The sequence below is a fragment of the Citrobacter sp. Awk 2 genome, assembly GCF_028069815.1.
In the GTDB taxonomy this organism is placed as follows: Bacteria; Pseudomonadota; Gammaproteobacteria; order Enterobacterales; family Enterobacteriaceae; genus Citrobacter.
Genome location: NZ_JANEWL010000001.1, coordinates 90,351 through 108,914 on the forward strand (window position 1 = coordinate 90,351; position 18,564 = coordinate 108,914).

19 protein-coding genes are annotated in these 18,564 nt (G+C 50.0%); 10 read left to right on the forward strand and 9 right to left on the reverse strand.

Annotated elements, in window-relative coordinates; translation table 11 throughout:
- Positions 1 to 116 precede the first annotated feature (116 nt).
- Both tig and bolA read right to left on the reverse strand, forming a co-directional pair.
- Positions 117 to 1,415 (reverse strand): trigger factor, encoded by a 1,299-nt coding sequence (tig, locus tag NNO02_RS00440; RefSeq protein WP_137384629.1) that lies wholly within the window; start codon positions 1,413 to 1,415, stop codon positions 117 to 119.
- 345 nt (positions 1,416 to 1,760) lie between these two features.
- On the reverse strand, positions 1,761 to 2,078 hold the full coding sequence (gene bolA / locus NNO02_RS00445; protein WP_040232707.1) for a transcriptional regulator BolA: 318 nt from the start codon (positions 2,076 to 2,078) through the stop codon (positions 1,761 to 1,763).
- A 305-nt stretch (positions 2,079 to 2,383) separates the two neighbouring features.
- Between bolA and NNO02_RS00450 the strand changes: the two genes are divergently transcribed.
- The 7 genes from NNO02_RS00450 (at position 2,384) to cyoE (ending at position 9,738) form a co-directional block, all read left to right on the forward strand.
- The gene (locus tag NNO02_RS00450) at positions 2,384 to 2,962 is read left to right on the forward strand and encodes a lipoprotein (RefSeq protein WP_005125164.1); all 579 of its coding nucleotides are present in this window, start codon (positions 2,384 to 2,386) and stop codon (positions 2,960 to 2,962) included.
- A 47-nt stretch (positions 2,963 to 3,009) separates the two neighbouring features.
- Positions 3,010 to 4,485, forward strand: a complete 1,476-nt coding sequence (gene ampG, locus NNO02_RS00455) for a muropeptide MFS transporter AmpG (protein ID WP_271454040.1) — start codon at positions 3,010 to 3,012, stop codon at positions 4,483 to 4,485.
- Between the two features lie 459 nt (positions 4,486 to 4,944).
- The gene (gene cyoA, locus NNO02_RS00460; protein ID WP_271441079.1) at positions 4,945 to 5,892 is read left to right on the forward strand and encodes a cytochrome o ubiquinol oxidase subunit II; all 948 of its coding nucleotides are present in this window, start codon (positions 4,945 to 4,947) and stop codon (positions 5,890 to 5,892) included.
- A 19-nt stretch (positions 5,893 to 5,911) separates the two neighbouring features.
- Positions 5,912 to 7,903: a cytochrome o ubiquinol oxidase subunit I gene (cyoB, locus tag NNO02_RS00465; RefSeq protein ID WP_003021610.1), complete on the forward strand. Its 1,992-nt coding sequence runs from the start codon at positions 5,912 to 5,914 to the stop codon at positions 7,901 to 7,903.
- The gene (locus tag NNO02_RS00470) at positions 7,893 to 8,507 is read left to right on the forward strand and encodes a cytochrome o ubiquinol oxidase subunit III (protein WP_271441080.1); all 615 of its coding nucleotides are present in this window, start codon (positions 7,893 to 7,895) and stop codon (positions 8,505 to 8,507) included. The genes cyoB and NNO02_RS00470 overlap by 11 nt, the downstream gene beginning before the upstream one ends.
- On the forward strand, positions 8,507 to 8,836 hold the full coding sequence (locus NNO02_RS00475; protein ID WP_137384632.1) for a cytochrome o ubiquinol oxidase subunit IV: 330 nt from the start codon (positions 8,507 to 8,509) through the stop codon (positions 8,834 to 8,836). Before NNO02_RS00470 ends, NNO02_RS00475 begins: the two co-directional genes overlap by 1 nt.
- Before the next feature lie 11 nt (positions 8,837 to 8,847).
- Entirely contained in the window at positions 8,848 to 9,738 is an 891-nt protein-coding gene (gene cyoE, locus NNO02_RS00480; RefSeq protein WP_100194043.1) for a heme o synthase, read from the forward strand.
- A gap of 57 nt (positions 9,739 to 9,795) precedes the next feature.
- On the opposite strand, the gene NNO02_RS00485 is transcribed toward cyoE, so the two are convergent.
- From NNO02_RS00485 to NNO02_RS00495, 3 genes are read right to left on the reverse strand one after another with little or no spacing between them, the layout of a single operon-like run.
- On the reverse strand, positions 9,796 to 10,119 hold the full coding sequence (locus tag NNO02_RS00485) for a DUF1493 family protein (protein ID WP_137384706.1): 324 nt from the start codon (positions 10,117 to 10,119) through the stop codon (positions 9,796 to 9,798).
- Positions 10,119 to 10,586, reverse strand: a complete 468-nt coding sequence (locus NNO02_RS00490; protein WP_271454022.1) for an STM2901 family protein — start codon at positions 10,584 to 10,586, stop codon at positions 10,119 to 10,121. The genes NNO02_RS00485 and NNO02_RS00490 overlap by 1 nt, the downstream gene beginning before the upstream one ends.
- Before the next feature lie 11 nt (positions 10,587 to 10,597).
- The gene (locus tag NNO02_RS00495) at positions 10,598 to 11,080 is read right to left on the reverse strand and encodes an Hcp family type VI secretion system effector (protein ID WP_003021598.1); all 483 of its coding nucleotides are present in this window, start codon (positions 11,078 to 11,080) and stop codon (positions 10,598 to 10,600) included.
- Between the two features lie 182 nt (positions 11,081 to 11,262).
- On the opposite strand from NNO02_RS00495, the gene NNO02_RS00500 reads away from it, so the two are divergent.
- Positions 11,263 to 12,627, forward strand: a complete 1,365-nt coding sequence (locus NNO02_RS00500; protein ID WP_271454023.1) for an MFS transporter — start codon at positions 11,263 to 11,265, stop codon at positions 12,625 to 12,627.
- A 46-nt stretch (positions 12,628 to 12,673) separates the two neighbouring features.
- Here NNO02_RS00500 and NNO02_RS00505 read toward each other — a convergent pair whose 3' ends face one another.
- On the reverse strand, positions 12,674 to 13,165 hold the full coding sequence (locus tag NNO02_RS00505) for a YajQ family cyclic di-GMP-binding protein (protein ID WP_003831002.1): 492 nt from the start codon (positions 13,163 to 13,165) through the stop codon (positions 12,674 to 12,676).
- Positions 13,166 to 13,339: 174 nt separating this feature from the next.
- Here NNO02_RS00505 and panE point away from each other — a divergent pair, with 174 nt between their 5' ends.
- Both panE and yajL read left to right on the forward strand, forming a co-directional pair.
- Entirely contained in the window at positions 13,340 to 14,251 is a 912-nt protein-coding gene (gene panE, locus NNO02_RS00510; protein ID WP_271450107.1) for a 2-dehydropantoate 2-reductase, read from the forward strand.
- Positions 14,214 to 14,804 (forward strand): protein deglycase YajL, encoded by a 591-nt coding sequence (yajL, locus tag NNO02_RS00515; RefSeq protein WP_271454024.1) that lies wholly within the window; start codon positions 14,214 to 14,216, stop codon positions 14,802 to 14,804. Before panE ends, yajL begins: the two co-directional genes overlap by 38 nt.
- A 39-nt stretch (positions 14,805 to 14,843) precedes the next feature.
- On the opposite strand, the gene NNO02_RS00520 is transcribed toward yajL, so the two are convergent.
- From NNO02_RS00520 to NNO02_RS00530, 3 genes are read right to left on the reverse strand one after another with little or no spacing between them, the layout of a single operon-like run.
- Positions 14,844 to 15,632 carry a dimethyl sulfoxide reductase anchor subunit family protein gene (locus tag NNO02_RS00520; RefSeq protein WP_271454025.1) on the reverse strand — a complete coding sequence of 263 codons (789 nt, stop codon included), beginning with the start codon at positions 15,630 to 15,632 and terminating at the stop codon, positions 14,844 to 14,846.
- A gap of 10 nt (positions 15,633 to 15,642) precedes the next feature.
- A complete protein-coding gene (locus tag NNO02_RS00525; protein ID WP_194211145.1) occupies positions 15,643 to 16,191 on the reverse strand; it encodes a 4Fe-4S dicluster domain-containing protein in 549 nt (182 codons plus the stop codon).
- A 2-nt stretch (positions 16,192 to 16,193) separates the two neighbouring features.
- Positions 16,194 to 18,527, reverse strand: a complete 2,334-nt coding sequence (locus tag NNO02_RS00530; RefSeq protein ID WP_271441085.1) for a molybdopterin-containing oxidoreductase family protein — start codon at positions 18,525 to 18,527, stop codon at positions 16,194 to 16,196.
- Positions 18,528 to 18,564: the final 37 nt, after the last annotated feature.

Genomic DNA, 18,564 nt, shown 5'->3' on the forward strand with positions numbered 1-18,564 from the left:
GCTAACACTGAAACGCTGTTTTCGCACCCTTCCCATGCAAAATGCGTGACAAAAAAAAACCCGCCACCAGAAGGTGACGGGTTTATGTGCGAATTTCGTGCTATAAAAGCAACGAATTACGCCTGCTGGTTCATCAGTTCGTTGAAAGTAGTGGCTTTTTCAGTCACTTTAGCTTTCGCCAGAACCGCTTCAACAGCCTGTTCTTCCAGAGCGACGTTACGCATGTTGTCCATCAGCTCTTTGTTTTTGCTGTAGAACTCAACAACTTCTTTCGGATCTTCGTAAGCAGAAGCCATTTCTTCGATCAGGCCTTTTACGCGATCTTCATCAGCTTTCAGTTCGTTGGTACGAATCACTTCGCCCAGCAGCAGACCAACAACTACGCGACGCTTAGCCTGTTCTTCGAACAGTTCACGCGGCAGTTCCAGAGCTTGCTTCTCGTTGCCACCGAAACGCTGTGCAGCCTGACGACGCAGAACGTCGATTTCGCTGTCGATCAGTGCTGCAGGAACGTCGATGTCGTTGGCTTTAACCAGACCTTCGATCGCCTGAGACTTAACGCGGTTACGTACAGCGCCTTTCAGCTCACGTTCCATGTTTTTACGCACTTCAGCGCGCAGACCCGCTACGGAACCATCTTCAACGCCAAAACGTTTGATGAATTCTTCGGTCAGTTCCGGCAGTTCACGTTCTTCAACTTTCTTCAGGTTGATAACGAATTTAGCGGCTTTACCTTTCAGGTTTTCAGCGTGGTACTCTTCCGGGAAGGTCACGTCGATGGTGAACTCTTCGCCAGCTTTGTGGCCTTTAACGCCTTCTTCAAAGCCCGGGATCATACGACCCTGGCCCATCGCCAGTACGAAGTCAGACGCTTTGCCGCCTTCGAACTCTTCGCCGTCTACAGAACCGGTAAAGTCGATGGTTACACGGTCTTCTGCATCAGCAGCGCCGTCTTTGTCTTTCCAGGTAGCCTGCTGCTTACGCAGGGTATCCAGCATAACGTCAACGTCAGCATCGGTAACTTCAACAACCGGTTTTTCAACTTCGATTGCGTCCAGACCGGTCAGTTCAACTTCCGGGTAAACTTCGAACTCTACCGCGTAAGTGAAATCTTCACCCAGTTTGTATTCGCCCGGAACGTAGTTCGGTGCGCCAGCCGGATTAATTTTTTCTTTGATGATGGCATCAACGAAGTTACGGCTCATCAGGTCACCCAGAACGTCCTGGCGAACAGAAGCGCCATAACGCTGAGCAACGACATTCATCGGTACTTTTCCTTTGCGGAAACCGTCAATACGCACTTTCTTCGCTACGTTGACCAGCTCGCTTTTCACAGCGGTCTCGATGCTGTCAGCAGCGATAGTAATCGTTACACGGCGGCCAAGGCCTTGAGTGGTTTCAACTGAAACTTGCATCTTGTTACCTCAAAAAATCACAGTGCTCGGTCAACTCTTCTCCGCAAGCACAGGTTGTTGGCTTCGCGGAACTGGGATGTTCTCATAATCAATCACATTCCCTGTCGTCAGAATCATCCCGAAGACATTCCGAAAAATAAGACGCGCATTATAGCGGCATCACTTTTATGAGTCGAGAACGGTTATCGCGCGTTGCTGCGGCTTTTTTCACAATTCCCGGCTAATTTTTGTCTGAATACTGGACGACCTACTCAGAATTCAGACAAAACAAAACGGCCCGCAGGCCGTTTTCACATAATCTGTAGCAACATACTGGAAAAGCGCCGGTTGTTGCAAATCCGTTTTTTAGGCGATGCTTCCCGCCCCACGACACGGAGGCGATGCAAAAATGGTGTCCTGCAACGCTTCCCACTCCTTAATGGTGTAGGTATGCAGGGCAAGAGCATGTACGGTTGTGGAAAGCTCCGCCGTTAACGTGCTGTAAATCATCCGATGACGATTAAGAAAACGTTCACCTGTAAAGCGATCGCTGACCAGCACAACCTTAAAGTGGCTTTCAGAACCTGCCGGGACATTGTGACGATAGCTTTCATCCACAACTTCGAGGAACACGGGTTGGAACGCTGCCCTTAATTTTTCTTCTATTTGCTCACGAATCATCATGAAATTTTTCCTCCGACAACGCTGAGATGTCACCCATCCCTTTAAATACTAGCCGCTTTTACCGTTTTCATTACACCTTAGCAACAAAAAATTAGCGCTTGTCTGATTTTCTCACCCAAACGAATGAAGTTCACTGATTCTTGTGTTCGCGTTATTGCAAAAAGGCCATTTATGTCTCTACAACATCATCAAACGGACAACATGATGAATTTACATGCGTTACCCACTTCCCCTCATCGTTGGCGATGTTATGATGGCGGGAATTTTCTCTAACCATACAATTTAGATTCGCTGAGAGCCCTGGCATGTTTAAAAAAATCCTCTTCCCTTTAGTCGCGCTGTTTATGTTGGCTGGCTGCGCAACTCCGCCCACTACCATCAACGTATCGCCAAAAATTACCCTGCCACAGCAGGATCCGAGTCTGATGGGAGTGACTGTCAGTATCAATGGCGCCGACCAGCGTCAGGATCAGGCGCTGGCAAAAGTGACCCGCGACAATCAACTGGTTACTCTGACTGCGTCTCGCGATCTGCGCTTCCTGCTGCAAGAAGTGCTGGAAAAGCAGATGACTGCACGCGGTTATATGGTGGGTCCAAACGGTGCAGTTAACCTGCAAATCATCGTAAGCCAGCTGTACGCTGATGTGTCGCAAGGTAGCGTGCGCTATAACATCGCAACCAAAGCAGACATCGCCATTATTGCAACGGCTGCCAACGGCAACAAGATGACCAAAAACTACCGTGCAAGCTACTCTGTTGAAGGCGCATTCCAGGCCTCTAACAAAAATATTGCTGATGCCGTTAACAGTGTCTTGACCGACACCATCGCTGATATGTCCCAGGACACCAGCGTTCACGATTTCATCAAGCAGAACGCTCGCTAATTTAAGCCCCCTGACCCGGTATTTCGCCGGGTCAGCTTTTAATGCCCATGTCCAATCACTATTTACGTATTTTTCAGCAACCAAAATCAGCGATTCTGCTGATGTTAGGTTTTGCTTCCGGTTTACCGCTCGCCCTGACCTCCGGTACGCTTCAGGCGTGGATGACGGTCGAAAATATCGATCTGAAAACTATCGGTTTCTTTTCTCTGGTCGGCCAGGCCTACGTATTTAAGTTTCTCTGGTCCCCAGTGATGGACCGCTACACCCCACCGTTTTTAGGTCGTCGTCGCGGTTGGCTGTTGACGACCCAGGTGTTGCTTCTTATTTCCATCGCCGCGATGGGTTTTCTGGAACCTGGAACGCAGTTACGCTGGATGGCGGCACTCGCAGTGGTGATCGCATTTTGTTCGGCGTCGCAGGATATTGTTTTTGACGCCTGGAAAACAGACGTTTTACCGGCAGAAGAACGTGGTACCGGTGCAGCAATCAGCGTACTGGGTTACCGCCTGGGGATGCTGGTTTCCGGTGGCCTGGCACTGTGGATGGCTGACCGCTGGCTCGGCTGGCAAGGTATGTACTGGCTGATGGCGGCACTACTGATTCCCTGCATTATCGCCACCCTGTTGGCACCCGAACCCACTGACACCATTCCGGTGCCTAAAACACTGGAACAAGCGGTTGCTGCGCCACTGCGTGACTTTTTTGGTCGTAACAACGCCTGGCTGATCCTGCTACTTATTGTGCTGTATAAGCTCGGGGATGCCTTCGCCATGAGCCTGACCACAACGTTTTTAATCCGCGGCGTCGGATTTGATGCCGGTGAAGTCGGCGTCGTCAATAAAACGCTGGGGCTGCTGGCGACAATAGTCGGTGCGCTGTACGGTGGGATCCTGATGCAGCGTCTTTCGCTGTTTCGCGCGTTACTCATTTTCGGCATTCTGCAGGGCGTATCGAACGCCGGATACTGGCTGCTTTCTATTACCGACAAGCACATGTTCAGTATGGCAGCAGCGGTCTTCTTCGAAAACCTGTGCGGCGGGATGGGTACTGCGGCGTTTGTCGCCTTATTAATGACGCTGTGTAATAAATCGTTCTCCGCAACCCAGTTTGCCCTACTCTCAGCCCTTTCGGCTGTTGGTCGCGTCTATGTGGGCCCAGTGGCAGGTTGGTTCGTCGAGGCTCACGGTTGGCCAACGTTTTATCTGTTTTCCGTGTTTGCCGCGATCCCTGGACTCCTGCTGCTGCTGGTTTGTCGCCAGACGCTGGAATATAGCTGGCAAAATGAGAGTTTTATTCCACGCACAGAGTTCCGTGGGGCGTACAATCTGGCTTTGATGACGTTAGTGACGGGCTGCTGTTTGCTGGCTGTTTGGCTGTTGCTACTTACCATGAACGCACTGGATTACACCAACTTCTCTTTCCTGGCTGGGCTGCTTGAAGTCTCAGTCGCGGTCGCCATCTGTGGCGTCGTATTTGGTGGCTTACTGGACTATCTTGCACTACGGAAAACACGTCTGATGTAATTTTTCACATTAATTTGGCCGTTGTAATCACCTTGCGTAATTATAACGGCTAAATAAACAGCAGTTGATAAAAATAATATTTGTTGTTTTGTGCGCCATAGAATTTGGAAATTATTGACTCCTTTTATAAATTCTATTTTCCTTACTCGATTCAGCCGAATCAGATTTATTTTTTGTTCGTTATTTGTCTTTTTATTGATAATCAATTGTTAAACAATTGTTTTATTTTCGTATTGGTTATACCAATTGCCCTCGACACCTCCCCAGCTCGCCCGCTTTCGTTATAACGTGATGTTGCAACAGGTTCTTAAAGCTGAGGCGACATATATTGCAACATATGTGACATGCACGGCAGAACCCGGTAACACAGATCCAATGATGTTTACAGTAATGTAACCTTCCCGTAAAATGCCCTCACACTTTAAACGCCACCCGGTCCCGTGGAATTGAGGTCGTTAAATGAGACTCAGGAAATACAATAAAAGTTTGGGATGGTTGTCATTAATTGCAGGCACTGCATTACTCAGTGGCTGTAATTCTGCGCTGCTTGACCCTAAAGGACAGATTGGACTGGAACAACGGTCATTGATACTGACGGCATTTGGCCTGATGTTGATTGTCGTTATTCCTGCCATCTTGATGGCTGTTGGTTTTGCCTGGAAGTACCGTGCAAGCAATAAAGATGCGAAGTACAGCCCGAACTGGTCACACTCCAATAAAGTGGAAGCTGTGGTCTGGACGGTGCCTATCTTAATCATCATTTTCCTTGCCGTTCTGACCTGGAAAACCACTCACGCTCTTGAGCCAAGCAAACCGCTGGCGCATGACGAGAAGCCCATTACCATCGAAGTGGTTTCCATGGACTGGAAATGGTTCTTCATCTATCCGGAACAAGGTATCGCTACCGTGAATGAAATCGCCTTCCCGGCGAATACTCCGGTTGAATTCAAAGTGACATCCAACTCCGTGATGAACTCCTTCTTTATCCCGCGTCTGGGTAGCCAGATTTATGCCATGGCCGGCATGCAGACTCGACTGCATCTGATCGCCAACGAAGTCGGTACTTATGATGGTATCTCCGCAAGCTATAGCGGACCAGGCTTCTCCGGTATGAAGTTCAAGGCTATCGCAACAAAGGACCGCGCCGAATTCGACCAATGGGTTGCTAAAGCTAAACAGTCCACGAACACCATGAGCGACATGGCTGCGTTCGAGAAAGTGGCTGCGCCAAGCGAATACAACCAGGTGGAATATTTCTCCAACGTGAAACCGGATTTGTTTAAAGACGTTATTAACAAATTTATGGCTCACGGTAAGAGCATGGACATGACCCAACCCGAAGGTGAGCACAACGCACATGAAGGAATGGAAGGCATGGACATGAGCCACGCGGAATCCGCTCACTAAGGGGCCGAGGAAGAATACGATGTTCGGAAAATTGACGCTGGATGCAGTGCCGTTCCATGAACCCATTGTCATGGTTACGATCGCTGCCATTATCATCGGTGGTGCGGCCTTACTGGGCCTTATCACTTACTTCGGTAAGTGGACCTACCTGTGGAAAGAGTGGCTGACTTCGGTTGACCACAAACGCCTTGGCATCATGTATGTCATCGTCGCAATCGTCATGTTGATTCGTGGCTTTGCCGACGCCATCATGATGCGTAGTCAGCAAGCGCTGGCTTCTGCAGGTGAAGCGGGCTTCCTGCCTCCTCACCACTACGACCAGATCTTCACGGCTCACGGCGTGATTATGATCTTCTTCGTGGCAATGCCATTTGTTATCGGTCTGATGAACCTGGTGGTTCCGCTGCAGATCGGCGCACGTGACGTTGCATTCCCGTTCCTGAACAACCTGAGCTTCTGGTTCACCGTTGTCGGCGTAATCCTGGTTAACCTGTCTCTGGGCGTAGGTGAATTCGCACAGACCGGTTGGCTGGCGTATCCGCCACTTTCGGGAATAGAGTACAGTCCAAGCGTCGGGGTCGACTATTGGATATGGGCAGTCCAGTTGTCCGGTATTGGTACAACCCTGACCGGTATCAACTTCTTTGTGACCATCATTAAGATGCGTGCACCAGGAATGACCATGTTCAAGATGCCGGTGTTTAGCTGGGCATCTCTGTGTGCGAACATCCTGATTATCGCTTCTTTCCCAATCCTGACGGTTACCGTCGCGTTGCTGACCCTGGACCGCTATCTGGGCACCCATTTCTTTACCAACGATATGGGCGGCAACATGATGATGTACATCAACCTGATTTGGGCCTGGGGCCATCCGGAAGTGTACATTCTGGTTCTGCCGGTCTTCGGTGTGTTCTCCGAAATCGCTGCAACCTTCTCGCGTAAACGCCTGTTTGGTTACACCTCACTGGTGTGGGCAACCGTGTGTATCACCGTTCTGTCGTTCGTTGTTTGGCTGCACCACTTCTTCACCATGGGTGCAGGCGCTAACGTAAACGCCTTCTTCGGTATTACCACCATGATTATCGCCATCCCAACCGGGGTGAAGATCTTCAACTGGCTGTTCACCATGTATCAGGGCCGCATCGTATTCCACTCAGCAATGCTGTGGACGATTGGCTTTATCGTCACCTTCTCAGTCGGCGGTATGACCGGCGTGCTGCTGGCGGTTCCGGGTGCAGACTTCGTGCTGCACAACAGTCTGTTCCTGATTGCGCACTTCCATAACGTTATCATCGGCGGCGTCGTATTTGGCTGCTTCGCAGGTATGACCTACTGGTGGCCAAAAGCGTTTGGCTTCACGCTGAACGAAACATGGGGTAAACGCGCATTCTGGTTCTGGATCATCGGCTTCTTCGTCGCATTTATGCCGCTGTACGTGCTGGGCTTTATGGGTATGACCCGTCGCCTCAGCCAGCAGATTGACCCTCAGTTCCACCCAATGCTGGTCGTTGCCGCTTGCGGTGCCGCGCTGATTGCACTGGGTATCCTGTGCCAGCTGATTCAGATCTACGTGTCTATTCGTGACCGCGAGCAGAACCGTGACCTGACCGGTGACCCATGGGGTGGTCGTACGCTGGAGTGGGCAACCTCTTCCCCGCCTCCGTTCTATAACTTTGCCGTTGTGCCACACGTCCACGAGCGTGATGCCTTCTGGGAAATGAAAGAGAAAGGTGAAGCGTACAAGCAGCCTGCGCATTATGAAGAGATTCATATGCCGAAAAACAGCGGTGCAGGTATCGTCATTACGGCCTTCGCAACACTGTTTGGTTTCGCCATGATCTGGCATATCTGGTGGCTGGCGATTGCAAGCTTCGCAGGCATGATCATCAGCTGGATCGTGAAAAGCTTTGATGAAGACGTGGATTACTACGTGCCGGTACCGGAAGTCGAAAAACTGGAAAACCAGCATTTCGATGAGATTACAAAGGCAGGGCTGAAAAATGGCAACTGATACTTTAACGCACGCGAATGCCCACGCGCACGAACACGGGCACCACGATGCAGGCCAGACCAAAATCTTCGGATTTTGGGTCTACCTGATGAGCGACTGCATTCTGTTCTCTATTCTGTTTGCAACCTACGCCGTTCTGGTGAACGGCACCGCAGGTGGCCCAACAGGTAAGGACATTTTTGAACTGCCGTTCGTTCTGGTTGAAACATTCCTGCTGTTATTCAGCTCCATTACTTACGGCATGGCAGCTATCGCCATGTACAAGAACAACAAGAGCCAGGTTATCTCCTGGCTGGCGTTGACCTTCTTGTTCGGTGCCGGATTCATCGGGATGGAACTCTATGAATTCCATCACCTGATTGTTAACGGTATGGGCCCGGATCGCAGCGGCTTCCTGTCTGCGTTCTTCGCGCTGGTCGGCACGCACGGTCTGCACGTCACCTCCGGTCTTATCTGGATGGCGGTGCTGATGGTGCAAGTTGCTCGTCGCGGCCTGACCAGCACTAACCGTACCCGTATCATGTGCCTGAGCCTGTTCTGGCACTTCCTGGACGTGGTGTGGATCTGTGTGTTCACTGTTGTTTATCTGATGGGGGCGATGTAATGAGTCATTCTAACGAGAGCGGCGGCGCATCCCATGGCAGCGTAAAAACCTACATGACAGGTTTTATCCTGTCGGTAATCCTGACGGTCATTCCGTTCTGGATGGTCATGACAGGTTCTGCTTCTCCGGCCGTCATTCTGGGAACTATTCTGGCAATGGCAGTGGTACAGATTCTGGTGCACCTGGTGTGCTTCCTGCACATGAATAGCAAATCTGATGAAGGTTGGAACATGACGGCCTTCGTCTTTACTGTGCTAATCATCGCCATCCTGGTTGTGGGCTCCATCTGGATTATGTGGAACCTTAACTACAACATGATGATGCACTAAGAGCGGCGATTATGATGTTTAAGCAATACCTGCAAGTAACGAAACCAGGCATCATCTTTGGCAACCTGATCTCGGTGATTGGGGGATTCCTGCTGGCCTCGAAGGGCAGCATTGATTATCCCCTGTTTATCTACACGCTGGTTGGGGTGTCACTGGTTGTGGCGTCGGGTTGTGTATTTAACAACTACATCGACAGGGATATCGACAGGAAGATGGAGAGGACCAAAAACCGCGTGCTGGTTAAAGGTCTGATATCCCCTGCGGTCTCGCTGGTATACGCCACCTTGCTGGGTATTGCTGGCTTTATGCTGCTGTGGTTTGGCGCGAACCCTCTGGCCTGCTGGCTGGGGGTAATGGGCTTCGTGGTTTATGTAGGCGTTTATAGCCTGTATATGAAGCGTCATTCCGTTTACGGTACGCTGATTGGCTCACTCTCCGGCGCTGCGCCGCCGGTGATTGGCTACTGCGCCGTAACAGGTGTGTTCGATAGCGGTGCGTTGATTCTGCTGGCTATCTTCAGCCTGTGGCAGATGCCGCACTCTTACGCGATTGCGATTTTCCGCTTCAAGGATTATCAGGCGGCCAACATCCCGGTTCTGCCGGTGGTGAAAGGTATTTCGGTCGCGAAAAACCATATCACGCTTTACATCGTGGCGTTTGCTATTGCCACGCTGATGCTAACCCTGGGCGGCTATGCCGGTTATAAATACCTGATTGTTGCTGCGGCGGTGAGCGTCTGGTGGTTGGGCATGGCGCTGCGCGGTTATAAAGTGGAAGATGACAGAGTCTGGGCGCGCAAGCTGTTCGGTTTCTCCATCATCGCCATTACCGCGCTTTCCGTGATGATGTCCGTCGATTTTATGGTGCCAAACTCGCAGAACCTGCTGACTTACGTCTGGTAAGAATCTGCAGATACGAAAAGGGTGCTCCGGCACCCTTTTTATTGGCAAGAATGTTATTCAGTTATAGAGCCATTTCCCAGCCTTTGCTGACTCAATAATCATGCCTACTGTCAAAGGCTTTAACTCAATTTCAGGAGGGTCTTTTCGCCAGAAAGGGTATTCTTGTTCAATATAATTCCTTCCATCAAACGTCGAATATTCAATATCAAAATGCTCAAATAAATCAGCCAAAAAATCATACGCATCTTCCGGAACAAACTGAAAATCATCCTTAAGGGTCCATTCTTTAGTGACCTGCTTAAGACCAGGTCTGAACCAACGTTCCCTAATTGGGTAATTCTTCATGATGTACTCAATAACTTCAGCTTCATAATTTCTCATCAGAAAGATGTCCACAGTATGCGATCTTTGGGCCGTGCGATGAGGTTGTATTTATCGCGGGTGTGTTTTGTCACCGTGAACAAAAGCACGATTAACTGAGCATGCCCGATAAAAGGAACCCATCGACCTATGTAAGTTGCTATTTGATTTGTTGGAACCATCTTCAATTTGGAAAACTTCCCCATAGGAGTGTGCAGTCTTAAACCAAATGGGAACCGAGCCCCTTTCAGAAGTTTTCTACATAGAATTGATGCAATACTAGTGCCTGGGGTGTTCGTGGCTGCTGATAGTTTTCCTTCAACAGGAATAAATGGTTGACCGATCAAAACCAGCGTAACAGCTTCCGTAGTGATACCTAATGAATCTGCCAACTGCTCGATGAATATCAAATCAAACAGTTCACCCGACGTTACGTTAGCGTGGCCATGATACCAATAGGTTCCATTCGCTTCTTCAGTTGTGTCCATTCAATCACCCATTATGCCGTCTGCCGGTCATTCCATGCGTCGGTATAGATAATGTTCCCATCGCAATGCTTCCAGGTGATTTTTTCGTAGCGTAACTCTATGGTCTCAAGGTGATTGTTGTTTTTGTCTTCTGGCCCAGCCATCGTAGGAGAGACCGAGACAATCCGCACGCCCTCGAGCAGCATGTTGAAATACTCCACTTCCTGACCCGCATCATTGATTTTGTACCAACGAATCTCTGCAGACTTAAGATTCTGACCAGAAGCAACAGCTTTGTATAAATAGGGACTCGAGTAGTCAAACTCTTTGACTATCATCATCGGTGAATGTTGACGTGTGCCTGTTGGTTTACCCGTTGCATTATCGGTGGGAATAGAGAGATTGTGATGAAAACCTTTAAATTCAATACTGTATTCTCTTCCCTTTACGTCACACCCGCCCTTAATCAGCGCGCCACCATCGTCATAAATCCACATATTGCCTGGAATCGCCATTTTCCTTTTCCCTCTTTCCATTAGAAACAACCACAAAAAGACCACACCTGTAATTATTACAAGTAAATTAGTTGCATAGGTAATTATTTCAATTATCCCACAACACAATTCCACATATCGTAGTGGTTTACCCCATTCCTTCCCCGCTTTACACTAGGCGCGAAATTAATACAGAGGTGGGAATGAACGATTACAAAATGACGCCCGGTGAGTTGCGCGCCACCTGGGGTTTAGGGACCGTATTTTCGTTGCGCATGCTTGGCATGTTTATGGTCCTGCCGGTTCTGACCACGTACGGTATGGCGCTACAGGGTGCCAGCGAAGCCTTGATCGGACTTGCTATCGGTATTTATGGCCTGGCGCAAGCCATCTTCCAGATCCCGTTTGGTCTGCTTTCAGACCGCATCGGCCGTAAGCCGCTTATTGTCGGCGGACTGGCGGTATTCGTTTTCGGCAGCATAATTGCCGCCCTCTCCGATTCAATCTGGGGCATTATTCTTGGTCGTGCCCTACAAGGTTCTGGCGCAATTGCTGCTGCCGTAATGGCGCTGCTTTCCGACTTAACCCGTGAGCAAAACCGTACCAAAGCGATGGCGTTTATCGGCGTCAGCTTTGGTATCACCTTCGCCATTGCGATGGTGCTAGGACCAATCGTTACCCATGCGCTGGGACTACACGCGCTGTTCTGGATGATCGCAGCTCTTGCTACCACGGGTATTGTGCTAACCATTTGGGTCGTTCCCAATAGCACTACCCACGTGCTGAACCGCGAGTCGGGCATGGTAAAAGGCAGCTTCAGCAAAGTGCTGGCGGAGCCCAAACTGCTGAAGCTCAATTTTGGCATCATGTGCCTGCATATTTTGCTGATGTCCACATTCGTCGCCTTACCAGGCCAACTGGCGAAAGCGGGCTTCCCCGCCGCAGAGCACTGGAAAATTTATCTGGTGACGATGCTGCTGTCCTTTGTTTCCGTAGTGCCGTTCATCATTTACGCCGAAGTGAAGCGCAAGATGAAACGCGTGTTCCTCGCCTGCGTGTTACTGATACTTATTGCAGAGATTGTATTGTGGAGCGCAAACATTCATTTCTGGGGGCTGATTGCCGGCGTGCAAATATTCTTCCTCGCCTTCAACCTGATGGAAGCCCTCCTCCCCTCACTTATCAGTAAAGAGTCTCCGGCTGGCTATAAAGGCACGGCGATGGGCGTTTACTCCACCAGCCAGTTTCTTGGCGTGGCGATTGGCGGTTCGCTCGGCGGTTGGGTGGTTGAAATGTTTGATGGTCAGGCCGTATTCCTGGCCGGTGCGCTTCTGGCGGCAGTTTGGTTAGTTGTGGCAAGTACAATGAAAGAGCCGCCGTATGTCAGCAGCCTGCGTGTGGAAATTCCACCGGAGATTGCCGCTGATGAGGCGTTAAAGCAGCGCCTGCTGGCAAAAGAAGGCGTCAGTGAAGTATTACTGGTGGCAAAAGAGCATTCGGCCTACGTGAAGATCGACAGTAAAGTGACGAATCGATTTGAAGTTGAACAGACGATTAGCCAGGCTTGAAGATGAGATTTGTCAGATGGCGGCTCACGCCATCTGACATAACGACTTAATCGCGGAAGTTCTTGAACTGGAACGGCTGGCCGAGATCGCCACCGCGAACCAGCGCCATAACGGATTGCAGATCGTCACGCGCCTTGCCGGTTACACGGATTTCTTCACCCTGAATCTGTGCCTGCACCTTCAGTTTGCTGTCTTTGATCAGCTTGACGATTTTCTTCTGCACTGCGCTTTCAATGCCTTGTTTCAGCTTAGCTTCGACAAACCAGGTTTTACCGCTGTGCACGAAAGTTTCTGGTACATCCAGCGACGTGCCTTCAATACCACGTTTCAGCAGTTTGGCACGCAAAATATCCAGCAACTGATTAACCTGGAAATCAGACTCGCTCAGCACCTTAATCGTCTTATTTGACTCGTTCAGCTCAAAGGTGGCCTCAACGCCACGAAAATCGAAGCGTGACTCCACTTCGCGGCTGGCATTATCGACCGCGTTACGGGCTTCCTGAAGATCAACTTCAGAAACAATATCGAAAGATGGCATCTTTTCCTCTCCCTTCATTTTTGATGCGAAGCATAATACCTGCAAAGTTACTCAACAGACAGCGCTATACTAGGCTGTATCCTTTAATTGTACGTGGTACTGATAGCTGCGAACAATAATGGGATGTAGCGGATATGGATTAACACCTGGTGCTGTTGCAGGTGAGGAGGAAGAATGAAAATTACCGTACTGGGATGCGGAGCGTTAGGACAGCTGTGGCTTACAGCGCTGTGCAAACATGGGCATGAGGTGCAAGGGTGGCTACGCGTGCCACAACCTTATTGCAGCGTGAACCTGATTGACACGGATGGATCCGTTTTTAATGAATCCCTGACGGCAAACGACCCCGATTTTTTGGCGAAAAGCGATCTGCTGCTGGTGACACTAAAAGCCTGGCAGGTTTCTGACGCAGTCAAAAGCCTGGCCGCTATTCTGCCTGAAACCACGCCCATTCTGTTAATTCACAACGGTATGGGGACAATTGAAGAATTGCATAGCATTCGGCAACCCCTGTTGATGGGTACGACCACTCACGCGGCACGCCGTGATGGGAACGTCATTATTCATGTTGCCCAGGGTACAACGCGTATTGGCCCGGCACGTGAACAAGATGGCGATTTCAGCTATCTGGCTGAAATCCTGCAAGATGTCCTGCCCGATGTCGCCTGGCACAACACTATTCGCGCTGAGCTGTGGCGTAAGCTGGCTGTGAACTGTGTCATTAACCCACTCACCGCACTCTGGAACTGTCCCAACGGCGAACTGCGTCAGCATCCAGAAAAAATAGCATTGATATGCGAGGAAGTGGCGGCGGTCATTGAGCGCGAAGGTCATCACACATCAGCAGATGATTTACGTTATTATGTCGAGCAAGTGATTGACAGCACGGCAGAAAATATCTCATCGATGCTGCAGGACATTCGTGCCTTGCGTCATACGGAGATCGACTACATTACCGGTTATTTGTTAAAACGCGCACGTGCGCACGGCATCGCCGTCCCGGAAAATGCCCGCCTGTTTGAAATGGTAAAGCGAAAGGAGAGTGAGTATGAGCGCTCAGGCACTGGTTTGCCTCGCCCCTGGTAGTGAAGAGACTGAAGCGGTCACTACTATCGATCTGCTGGTTCGTGGCGGCATTAAGGTCACGACCGCAAGCGTCGCCAGCGATGGCAACCTGACGATTGTCTGTTCGCGTGGCGTGAAGTTACTGGCTGATGCGCCCCTGGTCGAAGTTGCGGACGGCGATTTCGACATTATCGTGTTGCCGGGTGGCATTAAAGGCGCTGAATGTTTTCGTGACAGCCCGTTGCTTATCGAAACGGTGAAGCAATTCCATCGTTCCGGACGTATTGTCGCCGCAATTTGTGCCGCTGCCGCCACCGTGCTCGTCCCGCACGATATTTTCCCCATCGGTAACATGACTGGTTTCCCGGCGCAGAAAGACAAAATTCCCGCCGATCAGTGGCAGGACAAGCGCGTCGTATGGGATCCACGCGTCAACCTGTTAACCAGCCAGGGACCGGGAACTTCCATCGATTTCGGTTTGAAAATCATTGATCTGCTGGTGAGTCGCGAAAAAGCTTACGAAGTGGCATCACAACTGGTGATGGCCGCGGGAATTTATAACTACTACGAATAAACATGCTTACCGGATGGTTGAAACCATCCGGTAAAAGATTTAAAACCAAGGTGCTCCGCTCATAACGTTGCTATAAAACAACATTCTTCCCGCCAGTTCACCCGTCGCCATTAATACGACCCATACCCAACTCTGCTGGCTATAGTTCAGACGCGATATTCCCCACACAGCAACACAGATGCTGGAAAATAGCTGCCACCATAGCAGAGGACTTGACGCATCAGCGCCAGGCACATGATAGCGAAACCACAACCCGCTCGCCGTCAACACGATTCCAATTATGATCCCTGCATAACACACCGGTGAAGAGGATTTATGCCAATAGCCACCTGCTACCGCCACACTCATAAAACCCAGCAACACCGCCGTTGCCAGAAAGCCAAGCGGCGTGGCCAGAGTATGCCAAAGCGGGTGTAGTGCCATTTGGTAATAGACCTGAGACGTCACAAAAATTGACACAAGACCAACAAGCGCCGTTACGCCACCCAGAAGATTCACTCCAGGGTGCTCAGGCTTGAGCCAGCATAGCGCTAGCCAACAAAATATCACGGCATTCAATACGATAAATGCCACCACTTCCCGGCTCAACCAGGATATTCCCAACCCAGCTATTGAGCGGTATGCGCCAGTAGGTGTTCCCAAGTGTACAAGGGATGCCAAAGAACCCAGCACAGTGATGACCCAAAATAACAGCGCCAGCCGACGATATTGTTCAGCATTGAATTTCAGCGTACCAAAATTCTGACACAACGTTAGTGCCAGGACACCACCAATCCCCCATTGAGCAAAGACCGTAAAAAAGACTAATGGCAATTCATAGTGTTCCATTTCTCTCTCCTCAGTCCCGTGGCGCAATAATCACAATATTGGGCTTACTGATATTGTGATCGGGTAAGTTGTAGCGCTTCTCTAGTACCGTCCATTGGGTGGTATGCTCTTTGCGAAGATCTTCTATCTCGCCAAATCGTAAAACCCCCGCGGGACACGATTCGACACAGCGTGGTTGCAAACCTTCATCCAAGCGTTCCGCACACAAATTACATTTACTGGTTTTCCCCTCTTCCGCATCGTAAACCGGTGCACTCCAGGGGCAGGCCATAATACACATCCGGCAACCGATACAACGTTCGTGGTCCTGTAAAACAATCCCGTCAGCTCGTTTGGTATAAGTCCCGGCAGGGCACACTTTCATGCACTGAGGGTCATCGCAATGGTTACACGACATGCTGATAAAAGCTTGAGTATTAGGTTCATCCGTATTGCGCTCACGCACCCGCCGCCACAACACACCAAGCGGCGTCATATTTTCTGATTTGCAGGCCATGCTGCAGGTTTTACAGCCATAGCAGTTTTGCATATCAATAAGAAATCCATACTGTTTCGTCATGATTAAGCCTCCCTTCTCACGTCAACTAACGTACTGTTACAACAGTGTCCATTGCCCAACAACTCGACCTGATCGTTGGTGACGTGGCTGCTACTTCCCCCCTGTTGCTCCCACCAGCCGTTATCCAGGCTCACAACTCCCCGTTTTATATGCGTTGTGACATCGGCAATTGCTCTATGCTCTCCACGATGATTAAACACAACAACCCACTCTCCAGCCTGGATCTGACGATTATGGGCATCTTCTGGGTGAATCATAACGTTTGGACGATTACGCTGAACCTCGAGGATCCATTCATTCATACCGTGGCTCGAATGTACGCTACGTGCCAGTTTGCGCTGTACCGCCATTAACGGATAGTGGCTTGCCAGCTCAGGTGAACCTTTCACTGACTCTTTCACCTGTTTCCAGGTCACTACCGGCAGGAAGTCTTTTTTGGCCCACTCCTCAATATAAAAATGCGCCTTTCCGGTTGAGGTACAAAACTGCCCATCCTTAAAGGGGGTCCAGTCTTCTTTAACGGGGCATACCGGCCCTTTTTTTAACATTTCGCGGGTGATACCCGACCCTTTGAGGCAAGTATCAATGTAATGTTCAATGGGCTGATTAAAGACGTCTCCAAATCCAAAACGCTCGGCCAGGCGTGCAAAAATCCAGTAATCCGGTTTAGCTTCTCCCGGTGGTTCCACCGCTTTCTCCATCAGTTGTACATAGTGGCTGCGAACCCCCGCCATTAAACTGACATCTTCAAAAATGGTCGTCACGGGCAGCACCAAATCGGCATACAGTGCAGACGAACTCATCAAATTGTCTGCCACCACGACAAATGGCACTTTTTTAAAGGCTTCTCTGACCTGATTTGTATTCGGCAACTGCGTCATTGCCCCCAGTGTCATGTTCCACCAGAATTTTATTGGATGAGGTTTTTCGTTAACGATCCAGTCCCCAATTTTAGAAATGGGGATCGATGGAATTTTGGCAGCATTTGGCGCGGGGGGGATAATGGGCGAAAATTTCGCCATTTGCCTGACCCCGCCCGCATCACAGACCCCAGCACCAGGCTTACCGATATTGCCGGTTATCAGCGCCAGATAAAATTGGCTGGCAGCTACGTAAGTACCAAATTCGGTTCTCTGCGCTCCAGACATATTCTGAACAATCATCGCAGGCTGCGTGGAAGCATAGTCTCGCGCCAAGCGTAACACCGTTTGCGCTGGCACATCCGTTTCCTGCTCGACTTTCTGTGTTGTCCAGGGTTTAGCCTGCGCCCAAACGTTATCCAGTACGGTCGTAAAATCACTCTCGTTGGGCAGTTCATCATTCAGCAATGCAGGAATAACGCCCGGCGCATCATGTCGCTTCACGCTTTGTGTCAGGGTATCAAACACCAGATAACTGTCCGTATCCTGCGGGTCGGCTCGCATTAACTTCTGTTGTCCATCCACCAGATAAACCGCACCGGTGTGCGCTCGCAGAAAATCCGCGTCATAGCGTTTTTCCTGCATAATGATGTTGATCATCCCCAGCGCCAGTGCGATATCAGTCCCCGGCACAATAGGCACCCACTCATCCGCTTTAGCTGCGGTTTCGTTAAAACGGGGATCGATAACGACCATGCGCGCCCCGTTACGTTGCGCGTGTGAATAATCCTTGAAGTAAGCATGCATCGTGACGGCAGGGTTATTTCCCCAGCAGAGGATATAGCGGCTTGCTGGTATCGTGTCTCGGGTATCCGCATAGCGTAAACCCACCATTGGTATCATCGCGGCGGTGACGGCAGCACAACATAGTGAACCAGCATGTTTTGTCGATCCGCCAAGATAATCAAAAAATGCTTTCCCCATATCATTCTTGATAGAGTCCATGTTCCCTGAGGCGGCAGTTAACAATAAGCCTTTATTGCCATCACTCGCGATTGTGTCTCTGATTTTCTTTTCAATGAGATCCAGTGCGGCATCCCAGGAAATTGGCTTAAATTTCCCCTCACCTTTCTCCCCCGTACGCAGCAGCGGTTGCGTCAAACGTAGAGGGTGGTACACCCACTTCGTTCGGCTAATTCCTCGTAAGCAACATTTCACGTTAAAACCTTTCGTTGCTTCAATTTTCATCAAGCGATCTTTCCAGACATAAGCAGTCAGATTGCAATGCAGACATTCCATTGCGCAGGTCGAACGAAATGTCATGTAATCCGATTGCTGAAGACGAAACCGGGGCAACGGCGCACCGTTGGCCTGGCGTAATCCGAGAAAGGTTGGCCCTAATGTAGCTAAACCCACTACACCTAGCCCTTTTAACAGGGTTCTTCTTTTTAAACGTATATTGCTCAAAGCATCCATGGTTTCCCCTCCATAAAGTTAATCATTAGTGAATCAA